The sequence below is a fragment of the Streptomyces sp. NPDC013317 genome, from assembly GCF_055563155.1.
Window position 1 is genome coordinate 399423 of record NZ_JBVHDX010000001.1, and the last position, 24320, is coordinate 423742.

The 24320-nt window shown below is 73.5% G+C and carries 23 protein-coding genes; 14 read left to right on the top strand and 9 right to left on the bottom strand.

Annotated features, from left to right (window positions below; genetic code table 11):
• Nucleotides 1-475 precede the first annotated feature (475 nt).
• A complete protein-coding gene (locus ACZ3IJ_RS01645; RefSeq protein ID WP_467465629.1) occupies nt 476-1753 on the top strand; it encodes a transglycosylase family protein in 1278 nt (425 codons plus the stop codon).
• On the opposite strand, the gene ACZ3IJ_RS01650 is transcribed toward ACZ3IJ_RS01645, so the two are convergent.
• Nucleotides 1634-2662, bottom strand: a complete 1029-nt coding sequence (locus tag ACZ3IJ_RS01650; protein ID WP_467465630.1) for a DMT family transporter — start codon at nt 2660-2662, stop codon at nt 1634-1636. The genes ACZ3IJ_RS01645 and ACZ3IJ_RS01650 overlap by 120 nt on opposite strands.
• A 399-nt stretch (nt 2663-3061) precedes the next feature.
• Here ACZ3IJ_RS01650 and ACZ3IJ_RS01655 point away from each other — a divergent pair, with 399 nt between their 5' ends.
• From ACZ3IJ_RS01655 to ACZ3IJ_RS01665, 3 genes are all read left to right on the top strand, one after another.
• The gene (locus tag ACZ3IJ_RS01655) at nt 3062-3787 is read left to right on the top strand and encodes a (2Fe-2S)-binding protein (RefSeq protein WP_467465631.1); all 726 of its coding nucleotides are present in this window, start codon (nt 3062-3064) and stop codon (nt 3785-3787) included.
• Between the two features lie 54 nt (nt 3788-3841).
• Complete coding sequence (locus ACZ3IJ_RS01660) at nt 3842-5317, top strand: SDR family NAD(P)-dependent oxidoreductase (protein ID WP_467465632.1); 1476 nt, start codon at nt 3842-3844, stop codon at nt 5315-5317.
• Between the two features lie 273 nt (nt 5318-5590).
• The gene (locus tag ACZ3IJ_RS01665) at nt 5591-5761 is read left to right on the top strand and encodes a hypothetical protein (protein WP_352189430.1); all 171 of its coding nucleotides are present in this window, start codon (nt 5591-5593) and stop codon (nt 5759-5761) included.
• A 92-nt stretch (nt 5762-5853) separates the two neighbouring features.
• Here the strand turns inward: ACZ3IJ_RS01665 and ACZ3IJ_RS01670 are convergent, their stop codons facing one another.
• From ACZ3IJ_RS01670 to ACZ3IJ_RS01685, 4 genes are read right to left on the bottom strand one after another with little or no spacing between them, the layout of a single operon-like run.
• Complete coding sequence (locus ACZ3IJ_RS01670; protein ID WP_467465633.1) at nt 5854-7278, bottom strand: lipase maturation factor family protein; 1425 nt, start codon at nt 7276-7278, stop codon at nt 5854-5856.
• Between the two features lie 33 nt (nt 7279-7311).
• A complete protein-coding gene (locus tag ACZ3IJ_RS01675) occupies nt 7312-7494 on the bottom strand; it encodes a hypothetical protein (protein WP_467465634.1) in 183 nt (60 codons plus the stop codon).
• A 40-nt stretch (nt 7495-7534) separates the two neighbouring features.
• Nucleotides 7535-8089 carry a DUF1990 family protein gene (locus ACZ3IJ_RS01680; protein ID WP_467465635.1) on the bottom strand — a complete coding sequence of 185 codons (555 nt, stop codon included), beginning with the start codon at nt 8087-8089 and terminating at the stop codon, nt 7535-7537.
• On the bottom strand, nt 8077-8970 hold the full coding sequence (locus ACZ3IJ_RS01685) for a YndJ family protein (protein ID WP_467465636.1): 894 nt from the start codon (nt 8968-8970) through the stop codon (nt 8077-8079). Before ACZ3IJ_RS01685 ends, ACZ3IJ_RS01680 begins: the two co-directional genes overlap by 13 nt.
• A 181-nt stretch (nt 8971-9151) precedes the next feature.
• Here ACZ3IJ_RS01685 and ACZ3IJ_RS01690 point away from each other — a divergent pair, with 181 nt between their 5' ends.
• From ACZ3IJ_RS01690 to ACZ3IJ_RS01725, 8 genes are all read left to right on the top strand, one after another.
• Nucleotides 9152-10336 (top strand): DUF6777 domain-containing protein, encoded by a 1185-nt coding sequence (locus tag ACZ3IJ_RS01690; RefSeq protein WP_467465637.1) that lies wholly within the window; start codon nt 9152-9154, stop codon nt 10334-10336.
• Nucleotides 10337-10386: 50 nt separating this feature from the next.
• A complete protein-coding gene (locus ACZ3IJ_RS01695; RefSeq protein ID WP_467465638.1) occupies nt 10387-12492 on the top strand; it encodes a SpoIIE family protein phosphatase in 2106 nt (701 codons plus the stop codon).
• An 88-nt stretch (nt 12493-12580) separates the two neighbouring features.
• Nucleotides 12581-14008: a wax ester/triacylglycerol synthase family O-acyltransferase gene (locus ACZ3IJ_RS01700; protein WP_467465640.1), complete on the top strand. Its 1428-nt coding sequence runs from the start codon at nt 12581-12583 to the stop codon at nt 14006-14008.
• 37 nt (nt 14009-14045) lie between these two features.
• Entirely contained in the window at nt 14046-14918 is an 873-nt protein-coding gene (locus ACZ3IJ_RS01705; RefSeq protein WP_467465641.1) for an Fpg/Nei family DNA glycosylase, read from the top strand.
• Nucleotides 14919-14941: 23 nt separating this feature from the next.
• Nucleotides 14942-15700, top strand: coding sequence for a LytR/AlgR family response regulator transcription factor (locus tag ACZ3IJ_RS01710; RefSeq protein ID WP_467465642.1), 759 nt, complete (start codon nt 14942-14944; stop codon nt 15698-15700).
• 127 nt (nt 15701-15827) lie between these two features.
• Nucleotides 15828-16268, top strand: a complete 441-nt coding sequence (locus tag ACZ3IJ_RS01715) for a hypothetical protein (protein WP_467465643.1) — start codon at nt 15828-15830, stop codon at nt 16266-16268.
• Between the two features lie 15 nt (nt 16269-16283).
• A complete protein-coding gene (locus ACZ3IJ_RS01720) occupies nt 16284-18050 on the top strand; it encodes a sodium/solute symporter (RefSeq protein WP_467465644.1) in 1767 nt (588 codons plus the stop codon).
• Nucleotides 18047-19270 carry a sensor histidine kinase gene (locus ACZ3IJ_RS01725; protein WP_467465645.1) on the top strand — a complete coding sequence of 408 codons (1224 nt, stop codon included), beginning with the start codon at nt 18047-18049 and terminating at the stop codon, nt 19268-19270. The genes ACZ3IJ_RS01720 and ACZ3IJ_RS01725 overlap by 4 nt, the downstream gene beginning before the upstream one ends.
• Here the strand turns inward: ACZ3IJ_RS01725 and ACZ3IJ_RS01730 are convergent.
• The 3 genes from ACZ3IJ_RS01730 to ACZ3IJ_RS01740 all read right to left on the bottom strand — a co-directional run bounded on the left by ACZ3IJ_RS01730 (nt 19264) and on the right by ACZ3IJ_RS01740 (nt 20947).
• Nucleotides 19264-19761, bottom strand: a complete 498-nt coding sequence (locus ACZ3IJ_RS01730) for a hypothetical protein (RefSeq protein WP_467465647.1) — start codon at nt 19759-19761, stop codon at nt 19264-19266. The genes ACZ3IJ_RS01725 and ACZ3IJ_RS01730 overlap by 7 nt on opposite strands.
• A 198-nt stretch (nt 19762-19959) precedes the next feature.
• The gene (locus ACZ3IJ_RS01735) at nt 19960-20379 is read right to left on the bottom strand and encodes a PaaI family thioesterase (RefSeq protein WP_467465648.1); all 420 of its coding nucleotides are present in this window, start codon (nt 20377-20379) and stop codon (nt 19960-19962) included.
• Nucleotides 20380-20383: 4 nt separating this feature from the next.
• Nucleotides 20384-20947 carry a sigma-70 family RNA polymerase sigma factor gene (locus ACZ3IJ_RS01740; RefSeq protein ID WP_391797020.1) on the bottom strand — a complete coding sequence of 188 codons (564 nt, stop codon included), beginning with the start codon at nt 20945-20947 and terminating at the stop codon, nt 20384-20386.
• Nucleotides 20948-21223: 276 nt separating this feature from the next.
• Between ACZ3IJ_RS01740 and ACZ3IJ_RS01745 the strand changes: the two genes are divergently transcribed.
• Together ACZ3IJ_RS01745 and ACZ3IJ_RS01750 are read left to right on the top strand one after the other, a co-directional pair.
• On the top strand, nt 21224-22411 hold the full coding sequence (locus tag ACZ3IJ_RS01745; protein ID WP_467465649.1) for a CapA family protein: 1188 nt from the start codon (nt 21224-21226) through the stop codon (nt 22409-22411).
• A 102-nt stretch (nt 22412-22513) separates the two neighbouring features.
• Nucleotides 22514-23407: a polysaccharide deacetylase family protein gene (locus ACZ3IJ_RS01750; RefSeq protein ID WP_467465650.1), complete on the top strand. Its 894-nt coding sequence runs from the start codon at nt 22514-22516 to the stop codon at nt 23405-23407.
• 66 nt (nt 23408-23473) lie between these two features.
• Here the strand turns inward: ACZ3IJ_RS01750 and ACZ3IJ_RS01755 are convergent, their stop codons facing one another.
• Complete coding sequence (locus tag ACZ3IJ_RS01755) at nt 23474-24136, bottom strand: class F sortase (RefSeq protein WP_467465651.1); 663 nt, start codon at nt 24134-24136, stop codon at nt 23474-23476.
• Nucleotides 24137-24320 lie beyond the last annotated feature (184 nt).

The window sequence follows — 24320 nt, forward strand, 5'->3', positions numbered from 1 at the left end:
GCGCCCGGGGCCGCCCCCGCCGTGCCCCCCTCGCCCCGGCGCCCCGGCCCCCCCCCCCCGCGCCGGGCTCGCGCCCCCGCGCCGGGGGCGGCGGGGGCGCCCCGCCGCGGCCGCGGCGGCGCGCCGACACGGATGAATGGCCCCGGCGGGCGCGGGCATGCGCTCCAGGAGAGCCTGGGGCCGTACCGCCCCCTCGACCGAGAGGCCCGACATGACCCAGCCACCCGTCCCGGCGCCGCCGTCGCCGATCCCGCCGCCCGGCCCGGTGCCGTCCCCACCGGCCCCGGTGCCCGAGCCGCCGCCGGTGCCGCCGCCGAACCCGGTCCCGGAGCCGCCGGGCCCCGCTCCCGTACCGGGTCCCGAACCCCAGCCGGAGCCGGGGCCCGCCGGCCTCTGAGCCCTTGTCACGGCCTGTGACCTTCCCCTACCGTGGGCGACTGCTGACGCCTTCAGTCGAGGGGTTCAAGGGGGGGCCATGGCCTTACGGGGACGACACCGCCGGCAGCAGCCGAGCCGGATCAACGCCGCGTCGCTCACCGTCACAGCGAGCGGCGTCGGCATGGCGCTCCCGCTGGTCGGCGCCGGGACGGCCCAGGCGGCCTCCCTCGACGTCTGGGAGAAGGTCGCCGCCTGCGAGTCCTCCTCCAACTGGCGCATCAACACCGGCAACGGCTACTTCGGCGGCCTCCAGTTCAGCCAGTCCACCTGGGAGCGATACGGCGGCACCCACTACGCGCCGCGGGCCGACCTCGCCTCCAAGGACCAGCAGATCGCCGTCGCGGAGAAGGTTCTGAAGGGACAGGGGCCGGAAGCCTGGCCGACCTGCTCCACACGCGCCGGGCTCGGCGCGGAGAAGACGGGCGCGACGCCCGCCTCCCTCCCCCGGCAGCGGACCGTTCAGACCAAGGCCCCCGCCGCGGCCGCGCCCGCCACCCCGACGACCGTGCCGACGGTCCGCGAGATGTACACGGTCACCCCCGGCGACTCGCTCTCCCGCATCGCCCGCGAGGAGCGGGTGAAGGGCGGCTGGCAGCGGTTGTACGAGGCGAACCGCACGGTGGTCGGCGACGATCCCGACCTGATCCACCCCGGCCAGAAGCTGACTCTCCGGATCACCGCGCCGGTGAAGCCCGGACCGGCGGCGAAGCCTCAGGCGGGCAGGGCCCCGGCCGCCCAGCCGCCCACCGCGAAGCCCCCGGCCGCGAAGGCACCTGCCACCAAGGCGCCCGCCTCCACCACCAGGCCCGTCTCGAAACCGGCCTCCAAGCCCGCCGCCAAGCCCACGGCCACGACGAAGCCCGTCAGCAAGCCCACGAGCAAGCCCACGACCAGGCCCGCGGCCGGCGCGGACAGCTTCTCGGCGCCCGTCTCCGCCTCCATCGGCACCCGCTACCGCGTCTCCGGTTCCTCCTGGTCGAGCGGCTACCACACGGGCGTCGACTTCCCGGTCCCGACCGGCACCTCCGTCAAGGCCGTCGCGCCCGGCCGGATCGTCTCCGCCGGGTGGGGCGGCGCGTACGGCTACGAGATCGTCATCCGGCACGACGACGGCCGCTACAGCCAGTACGCCCACCTGTCCGCGCTCTCCGTCCGCGAGGGCCAGCGGGTCAACGGCGGGCAGCGCATCGCCCGTTCAGGGTCGACCGGCAACAGCTCGGGGCCGCACCTGCACTTCGAGGTGCGGACGGGTCCCGGGTACGGCTCCGACATCGACCCCCTCGCCTACCTGCGCGCCCGCGGGGTCTCGATCTGACACCTGCCGGACCGCCCCCCGGCGATCCGCCGCCGTCTGGTCGGGGCGCGACCGTCGATCTGACACCGACAGGGAGTCCGACGACGTCGTCAGCCGCTCGACGGTGAGCTGGACGATCCCGAGCGCCGCCACGGCGCCGCAGATCAGCGCGGCGACCGTGCCGGCCGCGCCGTAGCGGAAGGACTCGCCGAAGAGCGTGAGACCGACCGTCGCGGCCACCACCGGGTTGACCACCGTCACGGTCGCCAGCGGGGCCGCGAGCCCGGCACCCCGGTACGAGGCCTGCGAGAGCAGCAGCCCGGTCACGGCGAGCGCCGAGAGGACCAGCACGCTGGGCCACTGGGCGAGCGGCGCGCTCGACGTCCACTCCACCGCCACGGTCTTGGTGAAGACCGAGGCGATCCCGAACGAGACGCCCGCCGCTGCCGCCAGGACGATGCTGCGCAGCACCGGCCGGCCCAGCAGGTGTGCGACGGTGAACAGCACGCCCACCACGGCGAAGGTCCCGCCGGCGAGCAGCCAGCGCTCGGCGTCGGCCAGGGACTGGGTGTCGGCGCCGCCGGTCAGGCTGAGCAGCCCGGCCAGACCCACCGTGGCCATGAGCGCACCGCGCCAGGCCGTACGCCCCGCCCGCCGTCCGACGAAGAGCGCCGCCATGGGCAGCGCGAAGACGATGGTGAGGGCGCCCAGCGGCTGGACCAGACTGAGCGGACCGTAGGCGAGCGCGGCCACGTGCAGCGCCGCGCCGAGACCGTTGAGCAGCACGGACCCCCACCAGGCCGGGCTGCGCAGCGGCGCGTACGTGAGGCCTGAGGCGGAGGCCGCGACCCGCTCCTGCACGATCGCCGCTGCCGCGTAGGCGACCGCCGAGACCAGTGACAGGAGCACGGACAGCAGGAGGGGGCTCATACATACAACGATCTCTCTTCCGGGCGTTCACGTCGTCGTACCTGGGAACGCCTTCGTTCGTACTGCCGTCGCAGTACGGCGCCGTCGCGTACGGCCTGAGATGTACGCCCGCGCAGGTCAGGAGGGGTGGAAAGCGGCTTTTCCGGCATCCGGTTCGGGGTGGGCCCCCAAGCTCCGGGCCCTGGCGGAGGCCTCAACCCGAGCCAGTCCACGCCGGATCCGGGCCACTTTGGCCCGTGCGGTGCACCCGCGCCGAACCGGGCCGAAGCCGTCCGGCAGCCGGCCCGAAGCCGGGCCGGGGGTGAGGGCAGGTCGAACGGTCGGGGGCCGGAGCGCTACGGTGATCCGTCGTCACCGGCCGCGACGTGGCCCGGGACGACACGGCCAGGAGGCGGCGCGGTGGATCTCGTCGAGAGCGGGCGGGTGGGTGGCTTCTTCGCCCTGCGGACGACCGTCCCGGAGACGGGCGGCGCGCATCTGCCGCTGGCGCGCCTGTACGCGGGGGAGGACGGCCCGCTCTCCGCCCGCGTCGACCGCGTGGGCGCCCGCCTCGGGGCGCCCGAGCGGCGGGTCGCCGCCTCCATCGCCCACCTGGGACTCGCGGCCCGGCTCTGGTCGACCGCCCTCGGCCCGGCCGCGCTCTTCGGCCGCTTCCCGGACCTCGATCCGGCCCGGCTGTACTGGGATTCCGCCCTGACCTCGCCCGACGACCTGTGGTGGGCGGGTACGGCCACCCGCCCCGCCACCGTGGCCGACCTCCGTGAGGCCGTTCAGCTCGCCCATCTCGTCCCCCTGCACGAGGCCCTCCGCCGCGACGGACGGATCTCGCCCCGGCTGCTCTGGGGGAACGCGGGTTCGGCCCTCGCGGGGGCGCTGCGCGAGCTCACCCGCTGGGCCCGCGCCCAGGACCGGCCCGAGGTCGCCGCCCGCGCCGGCGCGCTCGTCACCGGCCTGTTCGCCCACCCCGACCTGGCCGGCACCGTCCAGGGCCCGGCCCTCCGCCGCGGCAGCTGCTGCCTCTACTACCGCTGCCCCGGCGGCGGGCTCTGCGGAGACTGTGTGTTCGACCACCCTCCCGCGCGAGGACGCCCCACGGGTTTGGAGACAGGGCCACAGGCTCCGTAAAGTTCATCTTTTGGAACGACTGGAACGACCCGCGACAGAGGAACGGCAGAGGCCATGACGGTGACCGAAGAAACCCAGGGGTACGGGCCGGGCATCGACCCCGATCGCCTGGCCGTCTGCCTGAGCGTGCTCGACGAGCTCGACAAGCTGGAGGTCGACCACCCGGACGCGATCGCCGTCCGCCGCGCCACCGCCGGGATCTACCGCACGGTGAAGCAGCGTCGCCGTCAGGAGCGCCGGGCCGCGAAGACCGCGCACGACAAGGCGGTCACCGAGGCCACCGCCACCGGCTCCGCCCAGCGGATCGACGACGAGACCGAGGGCCTGCTGCCCTCCTCCGTCACCGAGGCCGGCAGGATCGCCGGGATACTCCAGCGTCCCCGGTCCTGCTACACCTGCAAGACGCGCTACGTCGAGGTCGACTACTTCTACCACCAGCTCTGCCAGGACTGCGCGTCCCTGAACCGCGCCCGTCGCGACGCCCGCACCGACCTCACCGGCAGGCGCGCCCTGCTCACCGGCGGCCGGGCCAAGATCGGCATGTACATCGCCCTGCGCCTGCTGCGCGACGGTGCCCACACCACGATCACGACCCGCTTCCCCAAGGACGCCATCCGCCGTTTCAAGGCCATGGAGGACTCGGCGGAGTGGATGCACCGGCTGGAGGTCGTCGGCATCGACCTGCGCGATCCCGCGCAGGCGGTCGCCCTGGCCGAGCAGGTCGCCGAGCAGGGTCCGCTGGACATCCTCATCAACAACGCGACGCAGACCGTGCGCCGTCTGCCCTCCGCCTACTCGGCCCTGGTCGAGGGCGAGAGCGCGCCGCTGCCCGCCGGGGAACTCCCCGCCCACCACGTGATCGGTGCCTTCAACTCCGGCGCGGTGGACGGTCTGACCGCGCTGCCCGTCGGCGTCAGCGGCCTGGACGCGCAGAAGGTCGCCGACCTCGCCCTGGTCGCGGGCAACGCGAGCGTCGAGCGGCACCGTGACGGCAGCGCCATCGACGCCGGCGGACTGGTTCCGGACGTCGTCGAGACCAACACCTGGGTGCAGACGATCGACCAGATCTCCCCGGTGGAGCTGCTCGAGACCCAGCTCTGCAACTACACCTCGCCGTTCATCCTGATCAGCGCGCTGCGGCCGGTGATGGCCGACGCCGCCAGGAAGGCGGCCAGCGGGCGCGCCTACATCGTCAACGTCTCCGCGATGGAGGGCGTCTTCGGCCGCGGGTACAAGGGCGCCGGCCACCCGAACACCAACGCCGCGAAGGCGGCGATGAACATGGTGACGCGGACCAGCGCCCAGGAGATGTTCCAGAGCGACGGCATCCTCATGACCTCGGTCGACACCGGCTGGATCACCGACGAGCGTCCCCACTTCGACAAGCTGCGGCTGGCCGAGGAGGGCTTCCACGCCCCGCTCGACCTGGTCGACGGCGCCGCCCGCGTCTACGACCCCGTCGTGCGCGGCGAGGCGGGCGAGGACCTGTACGGCTGCTTCCTCAAGGACTACGCGCCCGGCAACTGGTAGACCGACCGGCCCCGGCCCCGGTTGCACCACCGCGTTAAACCGATCCAATGTCCGAAATTCACTCGATTGCGTCACACTTCTCAGCCCCATGGAGCGCCGGCGCGCTCATTTGGTTAGTCTGATGCCCACGGTCGACCACCCGGGATTCACCAAATCCTCACGGTCGGCCTGGGGACTGGCCTGCCACCAAGGCCGCGGTCCCGCCCTGAAGCCGGCGCCACCGCGACCGAAACGGCCATGTCCTCATAGGTACGCGACACAAGGGAGTGCGCGGTGACACCAGAACTGACGAAGCAGGAACAGCGACCGGCCGAACGCCCGGAGCGGGCCCACCGCCCCGGTGAGCTGGGAAGCCTCGACGTGTGGGCGCATGCTGCACCGATCCGGCTGGCGGGCTACGAGGACGACCTCGCGGAGCCCCACATCCTGCCCGGTATCGACTGAGTCGTACCGCTTCACCCGTGCCCCCGGACGCCCCCGCGCCCGGGGGCACGGGTCTGCCCGGCCGGGTCCGCCCGCCCGAGGGGCAGGGCCGGTCAGCGTCGGGCCGTACTCCCCAGTTCGACCGGCGGCAGGTACTCCCGTACCAGCGTGCGGTGCCACCACGCCCCCGTCTCCCGGAGCTCCCGCCAGGTCGTGAAGCGGTAGCGGTAGAGCCGGGCCCGGACGAGGGCCGGCGGCGCGTCGGGGAACGGGTTGTGCCGCAGCAGCCGCAGGGTGTCCCGGTCCCCTTCGAGCAGGCGCTCCACGAACGGCCCGAACCAGTCCCGGGCGTACACGGGGGAGAGCGCCGCGAACCACATCAGCCAGTCGAGGCGCAGATGGTACGGAGCGAACTGGCGCGGCACCCTCCGCGGATCTCCGGGCTTGCCCTTGAAGCCGTACTCCTTCCACACCGTGCCGGCGTGCGGCACGCGCTCGTCGGTGCCCTCGACGACGATCTCGTCCCGGATCCGGCCGACCGTGCCGAAGGCGCCGTACGAGTTGACCAGGTGGAACGGGTCGTAGGAGCGGTTCATCGCCTGGCGCCGGGAGAGCAGGTTGCGCGCCGGCCGGTAGCTGCGGACCAGGACCAGGGCGGTCACGGCGGCGACCACGACCACGTACCAGACCGGCGGGTCGGGCTGGGGGTGGTGGCCGCCCACGAGGAGCGAGCCGTCCACGGCGGAGAGGGCGAGCACGATCGTCAGCCAGTTCAGCCAGGCGAAGTTCCCCGAGAGCACCAGCCACAGCTGGGTCGCCACCATGAGGCCGGCGGCGACCGTCGCCACCGGCTGCGGGGTGAAGAGCAGCACCGGGACCAGCAGCTGGACGACGTGGTTGGCGGCCACCTCGGCGCGGTGCAGCGGTCGGGGCAGACGGTGGAAGAACCAGCTGAGCGGACCGGGCATCGGCTGGGTCTCGTGGTGGAAGTAGAGGCAGGTCAGGTTCCGCCAGCAGCGGTCACCACGGATCTTGATGAGCCCCGCGCCGAACTCGACGCGGAAGAGCAGCCAGCGCAGCAGCAACAGGACGAGGACCGGTGGTGCGGTCTCGTCGTTCCCGAGGAGGACCGCGAGGAAGCCGGCTTCGAGGAGCAGTGACTCCCAGCCGAAGCCGTACCAGGTCTGACCGACGTTGACGATCGAGAGGTACAGGGCCCAGAGCGCCGCCCACCAGAGCATCGAGACGGCGAGCGGCACGGCGTCGCCCGCGCCCGCCACCAGCGCGAGGGCCAGGGCGGCGCCGGTCCAGGCCACCGTGGCGAACAGCCGGTCCGAATAGCGCCAGTGGAAGAGGCTGGGGGTCCGGCGCGGCTCCACCCGGCGCAGATACTCCGGTACGGGCAGCATGCCGCGCTCGCCGATGAGGGCACGGAACTGGAGAGCGGCGGACAGGAACGCCACGACGTAGAGGCCCGCGAGCCCCCGCTGGAAGACGATCCGGCTCAGCCAGTAGTCCGGTGCGGTGAACCACTCCATCGCTTCCAGTATCGGCGCTGGACGGAGCGGATGTCAGCCCTTCTCGTCCTCGTCCCGGCCGCGCACGCCCTCCGCCTGGGACGGCGTGGTGCGGGCCGTCGCGGGGTGCCGGTGGTCCCGCTGGAGCGCGTCCATGTCCTCTTCGAGCCGCTCGCCCTCGGCCTGTGACGGAGTGCTGTACATGTCGTACTGGTCCTGGCCCACGGCAGCCTCCAAGGTCGGAACATCTGCCTACAAGGGGAGCGTAACTCCGGCGTCATCCCGTGGCGCGCCCCGCGACGACCCGTGCGAGCGTGCGGCCGAGACGGCGTGCGTAGGCCCGCTGAAGGGCGGGGACGAGAGGGCCGGCGAGGCGTGTGTACCAGGTGGCGGGGCGGCTGAAGGCGGTGACCGTGAACCAGACCGTGCCGTCGGGGTGGAGGTCGACGACGAAGGACTCCTCGCCGCGCTCGGGGTGTCCGGCGCGGGTGCCGTACGCGAAGCCGATGCGGTCCCGCTCGTACGCCGTCCAGATCACCTCGCAGGGTGCGCCGAGGCGGACGGGACCGGCGCCGACCGAGACCTCGACGAAGGCGCCGGGTTCGGCGCGGACCGCCCGGCTGCGGACCCGGGCGCCCGAGGCGCGGTGCATCCGCCAGGTCGTGACGGCGGCCCCGGCGCTCTCGAAGGCGTCCCGGCCCCGGCCGACGCGGACCATGTGGTGGAGGTGGTGGTACCCGCCGGGCAGGACGTCGCGCGCGGTGGCTCCGACCTCGCGGTAGTTCAGGGGTGCGGCGGCCGGAGTGGCGAGGTCGCGTATCAGACGGGCCATGGTGCGGTCTCCTTCGAGGGGGCGGTCGCCCGCAGGCGGCGCCAGGCGAGCAGCGAGCAGAGAGCGAAACCGAGGGCGTTGCCGAGGCCGTGGGTCGCGGCCATCCAGGTCAGGTTCGGGTGGGGGAGTCCGGTGGCCTCGCCGAGCGCCCAGCTGAGCGCGAGCAGCATGGTCGCCACCAGGACGACGGCCGAGACGGCGAGGAGGCCGCGGGTGACGCGGTCGGGGGCGCCGGTCCGCAGGTCACGCCAGGTGGCCAGGGCGACGGCCCACATCCCCGCGGTGAGGACCACCGCCCCGGTGAGCTCGGCCCAGTCGTCGACGAAGTAGCCGACGAGGACGAGCAGCGTGCCGAGCGGGACGCTGAGCGCGGCGAAGCGCGTGGCGGGTCCGTCGGACGTACGGCAGACCAGGCCGGCCACCAGGGCGGCGGCGAAGCCCGCGAAGTGGAAGTGGGGCACGGTCAGCGCCAGGATGTCGAGGTCGAAGCCCAGCAGCTCGTGGCCCGCCCGTTCGGCGACGAGCGCGAGTCCCGCCACCGACGGGGTCACGAGCGCGGTGACAACGGCGACCTCCGAGGGGGCGAGGGTCCGGAGACGGCCGGGCACCCTCCCCGTGGGTGGCGGGCGGAGGAGCACCGCGAGCCGGGCCGGGGCGCAGAGTGCCAGCGCGAGCGTGGCCAGCGCGTAGACGGCGGCGAGCGCCGCGGCGGTGGGGGAGCGGGGGAGCCAGAGGGCCACGGCTGCGGGCAGGGCGAGCAGGGGCCAGGCGCGCCGGAGCGGGAGGAGGCCGCGTGGCCGGGGTCCGTCGACGAGCCCGAGACCGGCAGGGACGACGACGAACATGCCCAGCATCACGATGAGTCCGACCAGCACGGACATGGCTCCACCCCCTGATTGAACGTGTTCAAACTTGCTGCACCAGAGACTAGGGCTTTAACTGAACGCGTTCAAGTCTCTTCTCGGCCGGCTTCCCCCGCTTGGCCCCGCCCGGCTTGCCGCCGGCGCCCCGGTGCGACAGACATGAAGGAATGTCTCGGGGTGGAAGAGGCGGGAGATCCACGTGCGCTCACCCATGCGCCGGTCGTCACGGCCCCACGTCACCGCACCGGCCGTCGGAGTGCTGGCCTTGACGCTGCTCCTCGCGGCCTGCTCGGCCCATGACGGCGCGGGCGAGGGCGGCGCCGCCTCGGAGCGGACCGCCGCCGCCTCCCCGGAGGTCTTCCTGCAGCCGGTCGCCGACCAGGGACCCGACCCGTTCACCGCCTCCACGGCCCGGGCCGGCGACCCGTCCCCGGCCGCAACCGCCCCGCCCGGCAGCTCCACGGGCGGAGCGATCCGAGAGGTCACGGGATCCACACCCGGGCTCTACGGCGGAACCCGGGCCGTCGCCAGCTGCGACGTCGAGCGGCAGGCCGAACTCCTGACCCGCGACGGAGACAGGACCCGTGCCTTCGCCGAGTCGGCGGGCATCCCCGAAGCCGGTGTCGCCGACTGGCTGCGCGGCCTCACCGCCGTCGTCCTGCGCGCCGACACCCGCGTCACCAACCACGGCTACCGCGACGGGGGCGCCACCGCGTACCAGTCCGTCCTCCAGGCCGGTACGGCGGTCCTCGTCGACCGGTACGGCACGCCGCGCGTGCGCTGCGCCTGCGGAAACCCGTTGCGCTCACCGGTCGCCGCCCAGGGCGCCACCCGCCGGGGGCAGCCCTGGTCCGGCTACCACCCCGACCGTGTCGTGGTCGTCCGGCCCACGACGACGGTCGTCACCAGCCTGGTCATCGTGAACATCGTCGACAGCACCTGGATCGAGCGGAAGACGGGCACCGGCGGCGAGCGGGACACCCACCCGGCCGTGATCCCGCCCTGCGACCCCGCCGCGTGCGACCTCACCGGAGCACCGACGCCCGTGCCGTCCCCCTCGGGCTCGGACGGCTCGCCCCAGCCCGACCGCGACGAGCCGACGCGCCCCGACGGCTCCGCGCCTCCCGGGGACGTGTCCCCGCCGGCGCCGCCGACGACCGAGTGCCCCTCGTACGACCCGTATCCGAACGGCACGCCGGACACCGCGTCCCCGGACACCACCACCCCGGACACGTCGGTACCGCCCGGCTGCCCCACCCCGACCTGGTCGCAGCCGCCCGTGGAGCCGCGGCCCGAGCCGGAGCCCGAGTCCGACGCGCCCTCCTTCGAGGACCTGTTCCCGGTCGAGACCGCGCCCCAGCAGCCGGAGACGTTCGAGGGCTGAGGCGTGATCTCCGCCGTGCGAGCGGCCGTGCCTGCGCCTAGCGTGGCCACATGAGCGCGGGTAGCGGGGGCGGCGAGTCGACGGAGCCCTGTCGCTGCGCATCGGGCACGGGCGGTGTGACGTGCTGCTTCCTCCGTGACTACGGCCGGGCGTTCCGCATGGGCAGCTTCGACTGGGATCTCGTCGCGGGCCTGATGACCATGGACGAGGGCGCCCTGCGGGTCTTCGACATGCGCCCCGAGGAATACGACGGCCGTCCCGCCGGTCTCTCCTCCCGCGTGGGGCCTGACGAGGGCAGGCAGCTCGACACCCTCGTCAGCCACGCGCTGAAGGACGGCAGTGACCACTACGGTGCCTATTTCCGCGTCCGCACCCGGTACGGCACACCCCGCTGGACGCACACCGAGGGAGAGATCCTTCGGGACGAGACCGGCCGTCCCGTCCGGATCGTCGGCATCGTCCGGGACGCCTCGGAGGAGGTCAGCGAGCAGGCCGCCCGGCTCGGTCTGGACGAGGGCAGGCGCGAACGCACCAGCGTCGTCGAGTCCACCACCGCCGCCCTCGCCCACGCCCGGACGGTGCAGGACGTCATCGACCTCCTCAACGACTCCCACGGTCTGGAGTCCTTCGGTGCCACCAGCCTGGTGATGGGGCTCATGGAGGCCGGCCGGATCCACCTCGTCGCCGAGGGTCCCCAGGGCGCCTTCGTGCCCGGCACCCGGTTCACCCGGGTGGACGAGCCGTACCCGATGGGCGAGGTGATCCGGACCCTCAGACCCCGGTTCATCGAGTCGCCGGACGACTTCGCCGCGTCCTACCCGATCCTGTGGCCCCACATCAGCGGACTCGGCATCACCTCGGCGGTCTACCTCCCGCTGATCGCCCAGGCCCGGCCGATCGGCGCGCTGGGGCTGCTCTACAGCGACCGGACCGGCTTCAGCCCCGACGAACGCAACCTGCTGGTGGCACTCGGCAGCAGCATCGCGCAGAGCCTCCAGCGCGCCATGCTCTACGAGCAGGAACACGACCTGGCCGAGGGGCTCCAGCAGGCGATGCTGCCGCGCCGCATCCCCGACGTGCCCGGCGCCCAGATAGCGGTCCGCTACCGCTCTGCACGCCTCGGCCAGGACATCGGCGGCGACTGGTACGACGTCATCCCGCTGCCGGGCGGCCGGGTCGGCGCCGTGATCGGAGACGTCCAGGGACACGACACCCACGCCGCCGCCGTGATGGGACAGCTGCGGATCGTGCTGCGCGCCTACGCCGCCGAGGGCCACACGCCCGCGACGGTGATGGCCAGGGCGTCGGTCTTCCTCCACGAGCTGGACACCGACCGCTTCGCCACCTGTACGTACGTGGAGGCGGACCTCACCACCGGCGCCATGCAGGTGGTCCGCGCCGGCCACGTCGACCCGCTGCTCCTGGACACCGACGGAAGCTGCCGCCGGCTGCCCGTCGACGGCGGGCTTCCCCTCGGCCTGTCGGCCGAGTTCGACCGGCTCGACTACCCGTCGACGACGCTGGGGCTGTCCCCCGGGCAGACCTTGCTGCTGTACACCGACGGGATGGTCGAGAAGCCCGGCTCCGACCTCGACGACGGGCTGCGGTGGCTCTCCTCGCTGGTGGAGGAGGGGCCGCGCGACCTCCAGCCGCTCGCCGACCACCTCTGCGAGGTCGTGGACGAGCGGGGCGGCGAGGACGACATGGCGCTTCTGCTGCTGCGGCGGCAGGGGGCGTACTTCCCGCAGTCGGGCGGCAGGCTCCAGCAGCACGTGGCGCAGAGCGACCCGGAGGCGCTGCGGTCGGCCCGGCACATGATCCGTGCGGCCGTGCGGGCCTGGGGAGCGGGGGAGCGCTCGGACGAGATCGAGCTGGCCGCCGACGAGCTGATCACCAACGCGCTGATGCACACCGACGGCGGGGCGATCGTGACCCTCCGCGTGCTGGCCGGTCCGGAACGGCGGCTCCGCGTCGAGGTGGAGGACCGTTCCAGCGCCCTGCCCCGGCGCCGGGAGGCCGGCGAGGCGGGCGTCTCCGGGCGGGGTCTGATGCTCGTGGACCGCATCTCGGACGTCTGGGGCGTCGAATCGCGAGGCAGCGGCAAGTGCGTCTGGTGCGAATTCATTGTTAACTCTGCGTACATAGATCGTACTTGACCGTAACGGACCGCAGGCGGTTGACTGCGGTGTCCGCCGCCCTGGTTTCCGCCACCCGGTTTCCGCCACCTGAGGACATGGGGATCTCTTGAGCAGTCAGCTTCTGGCACCTCTCGACCTGGCTTTCTGGCATCTCGAATCCGCCGACCACCCCATGCACCTGGGCGCCCTCGCGCACTTCGGCCCGCTTCCCGGCGACGGCGACCCGTCCGCCGTCCTCGACCTCCTCGGAGACCGCGCCGCCGCCATCCCGCGCCTGCGGATGCGGGTCCGCGACGTCCTGCTGCCCGTCGGCGGGGCCGCCTGGGCCACCGACAAGCACTTCGACGTACGCCGTCACGTACGGGAGATCGCACTGCCCGGCGCCGACTTCGGCGCCGAGACCGCCCGCCTGGCCGGCGAGCTGATGGAGCGGCCGGTCGAACGGGGGCTGCCGCCCTGGGAGATGTACCTGCTCACCGGTGCGCCCGACGGCTCCTTCGCCGTCCTCGTCAAGCTCCACCACGCCCTCGCCGACGGCATGCGGGCCGTCGCCATCGGCGCCGGGATCTTCGACGAGATCGCCGCTCTCGCCCGCCGAACCGGATGGAAGGCGGGCGCCAGAGGCGATCACGCGGACGGGCGGCGGAGTCCCGTGGCCGTACCGCCGCGCTCCTGGCTCCCCGGCCCCGGCCGGATCGTGGGCGCCGCCCGCGAGCGCATCGGCGACCTCGGCCGGGCCGTCGAGGTCGGCGCCTCCGTCGTCGGCGCCTCGGTCGCCCGGGCCGGCCGGCTCGACCCGCCCGCCACGGCGGCGCTCGCCGCCGACTCCAGCGGCACCCGGCGGGTCGCCACGGCCGTCCTCGACGTGGAGCGCGTCCACCGGATCCGCCGGACCTCGGGCGGAACCGCCAACGACGTCCTCCTCGCCCTGGTCGCCGGTGCCCTGCGCCGCTGGCTCGACGGGCGCGGCGAACCGCTCCCCGGCGCCGACCCGCGTGCCCTGGTCCCCGTCTCCCGTCGACGGCCCGGATCCCCCGCGGCCTCCGGGAACAGCCTCTCCGCCTACCTCCTCAGCCTGCCGGTCACCGAGCCCGACCCCGCCGTCCGGCTCGCCGACGTACGCCGTGCCATGGACCGCAACAAGGCCGTCGGGCCCATGCGGGGCGCCGGGGCCGTGGCCGTACTCGCCGACCAACTGCCCCCGCTCGCCCACCGCTTCGGCGCACCCCTGGCCTCCGGAGCGGCACGGCTCCTCTTCGACGTCCTCGTCACCAACGTGCCGCTGCCCCGCTCGGCCCTCTCCCTCGGCGGAGCACCCCTGCGCACCCTCTTCCCGATGGCACCGCTCGCACGCGGCCAGGCGCTCGCCGTCGCCATGTCCCCGTACGGCGGCCGCGTCCATGTCGGCCTGGTCGCCGACGGCAAGGCCGTCCCCGACCTCGACGCGCTGGCCACCGCGCTCTCCGCCGAACTCGACCTCCTCGACGGTGCCGGCCTCCCCGACGGACGCGGGCCCCTCGGCGGGGCCGGCTGAACGCGCGGCCGGACGGCGGCTGCGGCAGGGTGGAGCCATGCCCGAACTGCCCGAGGTGGAAGCCCTGCGAGAGTTCCTCGACGAGCACCTGGTGGGCAAGGAGATCGCCCGCGCCCTGCCCGTCGCGATCAGCGTGCTCAAGACGTACGACCCGCCCCTGAGCGCCGTCGAGGGCGCCACCGTGACCGGGGTCGCCCGGCACGGCAAGTTCCTCGACATCGCCACCGACGGCGCGGCGGGGCGGCTCCACCTCCTGGTCCATCTGGCGCGCGCGGGCTGGCTCCAGTGGAAGGACCCCCTGCCCTCCGGCGTCCCCCGCCCCGGCAAGGGACCGCTCGCCCTGCGGACCGCGCTCACCGGCGGCGACGGCTTCGACCTCACCGAGGCGGGCACCACCAAACGCCTCGCCGTCCATCTGGTCAGGGACCCCCAGGACGTACCCGGCGTCGCCCGGCTCGGTCCCGACCCGCTCGCCGGGGACTTCGACCTCGCCGCCTTCACCGCCCTGCTCACCGGGGAACGACGCCAGCTCAAGGGCGCCCTGCGCGACCAGAGCCTGATCGCCGGGATCGGCAACGCGTACAGCGACGAGATCCTGCACGTGGCGAAGATGTCGCCCTTCAAACCCACCCAGAACCTGACCGGGACCGAGACCGCCGTCCTCTACGAGGCGATGCGGACCACGCTGCGCGAGGCCGTCGAACGCTCGCACGGGGTCGCGGCGGGCAGACTCAAGGCCGAGAAGAAGAGCGGGCTCCGGGTCCACGGCAGGACCGGCGAACCCTGCCCGGTCTGCGGGGACACCATCCGCGAGGTGTCGTACCGGGACTCCTCGCTCCAGTACTGCCCCACCTGCCAGACCGGCGGCACCCCCCTCGCCGACCGCCGCACGTCCAAGTTCCTCAAATAGTCGCTTCCCCTAGACTCCGCCGCATGCTGCGCGTACTGGCCGTCGACGACGAAGAGCCGGCCCTCGGGGAACTGCTCTACCTTCTCCGTGCCGATCCGCGGATCCGCAGCGCCGAGGGGGCGACGGACGCCACCGGGGCCCTGCGCAGGATCGGTCGGGCGCTGGAGGCCGGGCCCGACGGGGACGAGGCCATCGACGTCGTCTTCCTCGACATCCACATGGCGGGGCTCACCGGCCTCGACCTCGCCCGGCTGCTCGCCGGCTTCGCCCGGCCGCCGCTGATCGTCTTCGTCACGGCGCACGAGGGATTCGCCGTACAGGCCTTCGACCTCAAGGCCGTGGACTACGTGCTCAAGCCGGTGCGGCGCGAGCGGCTCGCCGAAGCGGTCCGCCGCGTCCGCGAGCTGGTGCACGCCCCCGCGGCCCACGCCCCCGCCGCCCTCGCGGCCCCCGAGCAGATACCCGTCGAACTCGGCGGGGTCACCCGGTTCGTGGCCGTCGACGACATCGCCTACGCCGAGGCGCAGGGCGACTACGCGCGCCTGCACACCGACGAGGGCAGCCACCTCGTCCGCATCCCGCTCTCCACCCTCGAGGAGCGCTGGGCGGCCCGTGGCTTCGTCCGGATCCACCGCAGCCACCTCGTCGCACTCGCCCGCATCGACGAACTCCGGCTCGACGGCGGTGCCACCTCCGTCCGGCTCGGCTCCACCGAACTCGCCGTGAGCCGCCGCCACGCCCGCCAGCTGCGCGACCTCCTCATGCGCCGCGCCGGCGGCTGACCCGCGCGCCGTCACCGCGGGCGGGCGCGCCCGCCTCTGCCGGCGGCGGCCCTGCCGGACGCCTCTACCGTGCGTGAGCGCCGCTGCGTAGACTCCGTGCACTCCACAGCCCCTGCGAGGTCGAGCCATGCCGGAGCGGACACCGACGTCCGAGGAACCACCGCCGCGCCGGCCCCGGCGCGAGACGGTCACGCGTGCCTCCGCGCTCCGTGACGGCGGACCGCCCCGGCAGCGCTTCCCCGGCCCCCCGACCTCCACCGGCCTCCGGCCGCAAGGACCCCCGCCTCGCTCCGCCCGCTCGGAGATCAGCGAGCAGAGCACCCTTGGCCACACCTACGTCCGCTCGCTCATGCGGAGCCAGCTGCGGGCCGCCCTCACCGCGCTCGGCGCGCTGGCCCTCTGCGTCGGACCGCTGCCCCTGCTGCTCGCGCTCCCCGCGCCCGAGGCCTTCGTCTGGATCGCGCTCGGCGCCGGCGTGTACCCCGTCATCTGGGCCGTCGCCCACTGGTACGTCCGCAGGGCCGAGCGCAACGAACGCGACTTCACCGGCCTCGTCGAGGGCCGCTGAGCGCGGGGGCCGGACGTGAACCACACCTACGCGGTGGCAGCCGTCACCGCCGTCGTCCTCGCGACCGTGCTCATCGGCGCCCTCGGCCTGCGGATATCCCGTACGACCTCCGACTTCTACGTCGCCTCGCGCACCGTACGGCCCGGCCTCAACGCCGCCGCCATCAGCGGCGAGTACCTCTCCGCCGCCTCCTTCCTCGGCATCGCCGGCCTCGTCCTCGTCCAGGGCCCGGACATGCTCTGGTACCCGGTCGGCTACACCGCCGGCTATCTCGTCCTGCTTGTCCTCGTCGCCGCCCCGCTGCGCCGCTCGGGGGCGTACACGCTCTCCGACTTCGCCGAGGCCCGGCTCGAGTCCCCGCCCGCCCGCCGGCTCGCGAGCCTGCTCGTCGTCGGCATCGGCTGGCTGTACCTGCTCCCGCAACTCCAGGGCGCGGGCCTCACCCTGGAGATCCTCACCGGGGCACCCGACTGGGTCGGCGGCCTCCTCGTCGCCCTCGTCGTCACCGGCATCGTCGCCGCGGGCGGCATGCGCAGCATCACCTTCGTCCAGGCCTTCCAGTACTGGCTGAAGCTCACCGCCCTGCTCGTTCCCGCCCTCTTCCTGACCGCGGCCTGGTTCGGCGACGACGCGCCGCGCGTCCGCTTCGACGCCCCGGCCGTCTTCCGCGAGCACACCACCGTGAAGGTCGCCGACACCGTACGCATCGAGCTCGACGCCCCGCTCACCCTCACCGTCACCGGCCGCGTCGACGACCTCCCGTACGACGGCGGGTCCGTCACCCTGGACGAGGGCGCCCACCGCGTGGACGGCGGCACCGAACTCGCCTTCCCCCGGGGCGCGCCGGTCCCCGCGCGGGCATCCACCGGAGCCGACCCCCTCGGCTGGTCCCAGCCGCTGGCCGGCGGGCGCGACGGCCACCAGCTCTACGCCACGTACGGGCTGATCCTCGCCACCTTCCTGGGCACCATGGGACTGCCGCACGTCGCGGTCCGCTTCTACACGAGCCCCCACGGACGGGCGGCGCGCCGCACCACGCTCGTCGTCCTCGGACTCGTCGGCGCGTTCTACCTGCTGCCACCGGTCTACGGGGCGCTCGGCCGCATCTACGCCCCCGAACTGGCGCTCACCGGAGCCGCCGACGCCGCCGTGCTCGTGCTGCCCGAGCGGATGCTCGGCGGTGTGCTCGGGGACCTCCTCGGCGCGCTGCTCGCCGGCGGAGCCTTCGCCGCCTTCCTCTCCACCGCCTCCGGGCTGACGATGGCGGTCGCCGGAGTCCTCACCCAGGACGTGCTCCCCTCGCGGGGGGTACGGCACTTCCGGCTCGCCACGCTTCTCGCCACCGCCGTACCGCTGACCGCCGGGGTCTTCGCCTCGAAGGTCCCGGTCGCGGACGCGGTCGGCCTCGCGTTCGCGGTCTCCGCCTCCTCCTTCTGCCCCCTTCTCGTCCTCGGGATCTGGTGGCGCCGGCTCACCCCGCCGGGAGCCATGGCGGGGCTCGTGCTGGGCGGCGGCACCGCGCTCACGGCCGTGATGGCGACCCGCGCCGGCCTGCCCGACGAGGGCTGGCCACACACCCTGATGGCCTGGCCGGCGGTCTGGTCGGTGCCGCTGGGCTTCCTCACGATGATCCTCGTGTCGCTCGCCACCCCCCGGCACATCCCGGCGGGCACCCCGGCGCTCCTGGCCCGGCTGCACCTGCCGGAGGAGCTGACGGCCCGCCCGGAGCCGGTGCGTCACGAGCCTCGCCCCGAGCCCGGGGCGAGGGGGGCCGAGCGATGAGCGGAATCGCACTCGCCGCCTCCGCCGCCGTCGGAGCCGTACTCCTCGCCGTCGGCTTCGCCCTCGGGCGGCTCGCCGCCCGCCGCGGCGACCGGGCGGCCGACCTCGACCTCGGCACCCCTGTCGAGCGGGCCACCTTCACCACTTTGCACACCGCCTCGCTCGCCGCCCCGCCGCTGCGGGCCGGCCTGACCGAGGACACCGCGCGCAAGGCCGCCCGGCACCTCCGCTCGTTGCTCGGCACGGAGGCGCTCTGTCTGACCGACCGGTCCGAGGTCCTCGCCTGGGACGGGCCGGGCGAGACCCACCACCGCGCGCACGTCATGGAGCAGGTCACAGGGATCCTGGGCTCGGGGCGCAGCCTGTCCGCGCACATCGGCTGCGCCGACGTCGACTGCCCGCTGCGCTGGGCGGTGATCGCCCCGCTCACTGGGGAGGGCGGCGTCCTCGGAGCTCTCGTCGCCTATGGCTCGCGGGAGTCGGCGGTGCTGGTACGGGCCGCCACGGAGGTCGCCCGCTGGGTCTCCGTCCAGCTCGAACTGGCCGAGCTGGACCGGTCGCGGACCAGGATCGTGGAGGCCGAGATCCGGGCCCTGCGCGCCCAGATCTCCCCGCACTTCATCTTCAACTCCCTGGCAGCCATCGCCTCGTTCGTCCGTACCGACCCCGAACGGGCGCGGGAGCTGCTCCTGGAGTTCGCCGACTTCACCCGGTACTCCTTCCGCAGGCACGGGGAGTTCGCTCAGCTCGCCGACGAACTGCGCGCCATCGAACAGTACTTGGCGCTCGCCGGGGCTCGTTTCGGTGACCGTCTCAAGGTCACCCTGCAGATCGCGCCCGAGGTGCTTCCGGTGGCGCTGCCGTTCCTCTGCCTCCAGCCGCTCGTGGAGAACGCCGTGAAGCACGGTCTGGAGGACAGTGTGAACGTCTGCCGCGTCACGATCGCGGCCCGTGACGCGGGCTCGGAGGCGGTGGTCGTGATCGAGGACGACGGTGTGGGCATGGACCCGGACGTGCTGCGCGCGATCCTGCTGGGGGAGCGGCCCACCGGTTCGGGCATCGGCCTGTCCAACGTCGACGAACGGCTGCGCCAGGTGTACGGCGCGGAGCACGGACTCGTCATCGAGACCGGGATCGGCGCGGGGATGAAGGTGACGGTACGGATCCCCAAGTACCGCCCAGGGGTGCACCCGACGGCCCCCTACCCCTCCGATCAGTAGAGATGCAGGGCCAGATGGCCGAGTGGGACTCCCAACTGCCAGGCGGGCAACCAGACATGTGCCGACTCGTCGATGTGGAGGCGGCCGAGTCCGGCCGGCGGGAGGCCGCCGAGGTCGGCCGCTCGCACCGTCGTCGCCTCCAGGAGGCGCCAGGTCTCGCGGGCCATGGCGAGGTCCGGGCCGTCGTCGCCCGCGTGCGTCCGCTCGGCGAGCCGCGCGCGGACCCACTGCGGCCAGGGGTGGTCGTAGGCGGTCCTGGACAGCCACTCGTCGAGCCGGCCCGCGGACCGTGCTCCGCCCAAGGCCCCGTCCCCCTCGCAGAGATGGATGGTGAGCGCGAGTGTCTGGAGTCCGGCCCGGTACTCCAGCGTGCCGGGCGCGACCAGGCAGCCGGCGCGCAGCAGATCGTCGGCTATGAACTCGGCACACAGCCACGCCATGGGGACGGCGAGTCCGCCCCCGCTGGTGCCGTTCGTACTCTCGGGCAGCAACGCTCCCACCTTCTCCCGGACATGTCGGTCGGCGATCCCGAACACGAGCCTCCACCGAGGAAGACGCGCGCGGGTCGCTCTTTACTCAACTCGCCGGTGTGGTTTCGGATACGTTTCTCCGCCGGATCGGTGCCGGTGTGGCGCCAGGGAGGCGTGGAGACGCCCGGGGCGGTCGGGGCGGTGCGACGGACCGGCGCGTCAGCCGAGGAGCGCGTACACCGCCGTCGCGTGCGCGGCCGTCTCCTCCGTGCCGTCGGCGGTCATCGTGATGTCCGCGAACGCCATACGGCGGCCGGCCTTGGTGAGCCGGGCCCGCACCAGCACGTCCGTACCGAGCACCGCCCGCTGGAAGCTGATGGACTGCTGCACCGTCGTCATCGGCACGAAGCCGCCGCGGGCCGCCGCCACCGCGATCACCGTCGCCGTGTCGGCGGCGGCCATCAGCGCCTGGCCGGACAGACCGCCGCCCTCCCGGGCGAGCCGGTCGGACCAGGGAAGGCGCAGCACCGCCTCCTGGGCGTCGACCGAGACCACGGAGAGTCCCAGATCGAGCACCCACGGGGCGAAGTTGTCGGCGAGTACCTTTTCGGCGGCGGCGGAGGTCAGCGTCGGCGTCACGGGATCATTGTGCGGCCACGGTCCGCTGACGGGCAACGGCGCGTCGCCGCGGCCGGTAGTCGGGCAGCCGGTGGCCGAGTTGCCGCAGCGCGTAGTGGGAGCGGGACTTGACCGTTCCGGCGGGGATGCCGAGGTCGGCAGCAGCCTCGTTGACGGTCAGGCCCCGGAAGTAGAGGCTGACGAGCACCGCGCGGTGCTCCGGGCTGAGCCCCCGGACGGCCTCGCGCACGTCGAGCGCGGCCACCGCCGACTCCGTGGCGTCCGCCGGGTCGGGGGTGGCGGCGAGCATCCCGTCGCCGATCTCGGCGGGCCTGGCGAGCCGGGAGCGCCGGGCGTCGATGGCGAGGCGCCGGGCGACGGTGAAGAGCCAGGGGCGCATCGAGTCGTAGGGCCCGTCGAAGGCCTCCGGGTGCAGCCAGGCCCGTACGAGCGTCTCCTGCACCAGGTCCTCCGCGCGCTGCTGGTCGCCGTAGGTCAGCCCGAGCAGGAAGCCGAGGAGGGCCTGGCCGTGGTCACGCTGCAGCTCCGCGAGGGCCCGCTCGTCCGTCGTCGCCTTCCCCGTCGTCACGGTCGCCGTCGTCATGCTCCACACCTCTTCTGCCGGCTCGTCGTCCCGGGGCGTATACGAACGCATGTGGGCGGCGAGGGACAGGGAACGGACAGCCGTCTGCGACGAGCGGTCGCACCGAGCGGCGAATGGTGCGATGAGCGGTCGGGGCGGAGGCGTTTCATCCGAATAAGCAGGCGTTACGCCAAATGCGGCTTCACCCCTTGACTGGGTCAATGATCCCCTATCAATTCATCAGGAAAGCTTTTTATCCTATGAATCGGGCGGAGTGGGCGGATGACCCAGCGTACGAAGCACGGGGCGGCGGCCTTCGCGGCGGTCCTGCTCGCGGCGGCGACCGGCTGCGCGGGCGGCATCGGCGCACCCGCCGACCGTTCCGGCTCCGGGAGCCCCTCCGCCCCCTCGCCGGTCGGCGGCGGTGCCTCCGCCCGGACCGGCTTCACCCTCGTCGCCTCGGGCGACGTCCTGCCGCACGATTCGATCATCCGCCGGGCCGCCGCCGACGCGAACGGCCGGGGATACGACTTCCGGCCGATGCTCTCCGGCGTCAAGAGCGTCGTCTCGGCGGCCGATCTGGCGATCTGCCACATGGAGACCGTGTACGGACCGGAGGGCGGGCCCTACACCGGCTACCCCGCCTTCACCTCCCCGCCCGAGATCGCCCCGGCACTCAAGGAGACCGGGTACGACTCCTGCTCCACCGCCTCCAACCACACCCTCGACGACGGCGCCGCCGGACTCGCCCGCACCCTCGACGCCCTCGACAAGGCGGGCGTGCGGCACGCCGGTTCGGCCCGCACCGCCGAGGAGGCGGCGCGCCCGACGCTGCTCAGGGCGGGCGATGCCACGGTCGCCCAGCTCGCGTACACCTATGACACCAACGGCTACCCCCTGCCCGCGGGGCAGCCGTGGGCGGTCAACCTGATCGACGAGGAGAAGATCGTCGCCGACGCCCGGGCCGCCCGGAAGGCCGGCGCCGACGTCGTCGTGGTCAGCATCCAATGGGGAACGGAGTGGCAGACCGCCCCTGACCGGCGGCAGCTCACGCTCGGCCGCTCCCTCACCTCGTCGAAGAGCGGCGGCAGGCCCGACATCGACCTCGTCCTCGGCACGCACGCCCATGTCCCGCAGGCGTACGAGAAGGTCAACGGCACCTGGATCGTCTACGGGATGGGGGACCAGATCGCCGGTGACATGGTCAACCACCAGGGCGCCTTCGACCCCCGCGGCAACCAGGGCACCCTCGCGCGCTTCACCTTCACCCCGCCGGCCGCCACCGGCGCGCGGTGGGAGGTCGCCAAGGCGGAGTTCCTTCCGCAGTGGTTCGACACCGGCCGCGGCCGGGTGGTCGACCTCAACGCCGCGATCAGGAAAGGGGAACCCGTGACCGCCGTACGGGACTCCATCCGCGACGTCGTCCTCGGCCGGGGCGCCGCGAAGGACGGCCTGGTGATGGGGGAGTAGGGCGCCGAGGACGCCTCCGCGGTGTGCGCCCAACGGGTGCATTCGGGCGAGCCGTCGGTGTGGATGAGGCACGCCGGTGTTCGACCGTGCGAGCTATTAGTCATGAAAAAGGATGAGAAGCCCAGTGGGCGGCGGACGATCCTGCGCATCGCCGCCGCCCTCGGTGCCACGGCCACGGTCGGAGTCCTGTCGGCGGACCGCCTCACGGCGCCCCCGGGCACCGCACCGGAGGCCTCCGGACCGGCGGGACGTCCGGCCCCCGGAAACAGCCCGGTGGCGGGTCCTCCGGCGGGTCCTCCCGGGGGGCCGCAGGCGGGGGCGCGGCTGAGTCCGTCCTCGTACCGGCTCCAGCCGATGACGGCGTACGCGCCCCCCGCCTTCCGGCGGGCCCTCCCGCCCGTCCGCCAGCGGCCGTTCCTGAAGATGTCCGGCGTCGGGCGCTCGATGGTGCTCACCTTCGACGACGGCCCCGACCCCCGCTACACGCCGGAGATCCTCGCGACCCTGCGCAGGTACGGCTGCCGGGCGATGTTCTTCGTCTGCGGCGAGATGGCGGTCGAGAACCAGGACCTGGTGCGGGAGATGGCCGCCGACGGGCACGTGGTCGGCAACCACTCGTGGTCCCATCCCCTGATGCCGAAGCTGCGTCCCTCCCGCATCCGGGACGAGCTGGGCTCCACCAGCGACCTGGTCGAGAAGGTCCTCGGCTCGGCTCCGCTCTGGTACCGCGCCCCGTTCGGGGCGTGGAACCGGCACTCCTTCGAGATCGGCGCCGAATTGGGCATGGAGCCGCTCGCCTGGACCGTCGACACCCTCGACTGGAAGGAGCCGGGCACCGGCAGCATCGTGCGCGCGGTGCTGGACGGGGCGGCGCCCGGCGTCGTCGTCCTCTCGCACGACGCGGGCGGTGACCGCTCCCAGAGCGTCGCCGCGCTGAAGCGGTACCTGCCCGAACTCCTCGACGCCGGCTACAGCGTCACCGTGCCCCGGCGCTGAGCCCGGACGGCGAAGGCCCCCGGTGCCGTCGGGCGCCGGGGGCCTTCGTGCGGACGCGGCGACCGCTCAGTTGGATCCGATCATGCGGGCGTAGACCACCACGTTGCCGTCGTAGCCGTTCGCGCGGGAGTAGCCGCCGCCGCAGGTGATGACCCGGAGTTCGGGCGCCCCCGTGTCGCCGTAGACCGCGGCCCCGGGGAAGTCGTTCTTGGCGTACACCTCGATGCCGTAGATCTCGAAGACCGCCGTCCGGCCGTCGTAGCGCTCCACCTCGATGTGCTGGCCCTTCTCCAGCGAGCCGAGGCCGTAGAAGACCGCGGGGCCCGCCTGGTTGTCGACGTGCCCGACGACGACGGCCGTGCCGCGCTGACCCGGCGCGATGCCGTTCTGGTACCAGCCCGCCATGTTCGGGTCCTGCGGGGGAGGTGCCTCGATCCACCCGGAGGCGTCCAGACCCACGTCCATGATGGGTGCGTTGACCGAGATCGAGGCGATCCGGATGCGCGAGGCGGGGGCCTGGGGAAGGGCCTCCACGCCGGCGGACATGGGGGGCGCGGGACCTGTCAGACGGGTGTCGAGCGCAGCGGCGGCCGCGGGCTGCGGCGGGCCGGCCTCGACGTCGACTCCATTGCGCATCATCGCCAGACCGGACAGCATGACGAGGGTCAGGACGCCCCACGGCCGGCGCATCCTTCTGGGCTCGAAGACGCTGAAGTCCTTGGGGCGCATGGTTCTCCCTTCGTGGCGTCGTCAGAACGGTAAGGGCGGCGGGCCGGACCGGCGATCAGAGCGGGGCGAACGGGTGGCGGCCGGGCGGCCGGCGGGCGCCGGACGGGTGCCGGGAGGCGGTCCGCGGGCCCCGAACCCCTCGCGCGCGGGGGCGGCCCGGGTGACACGGACGATGACCCATCCG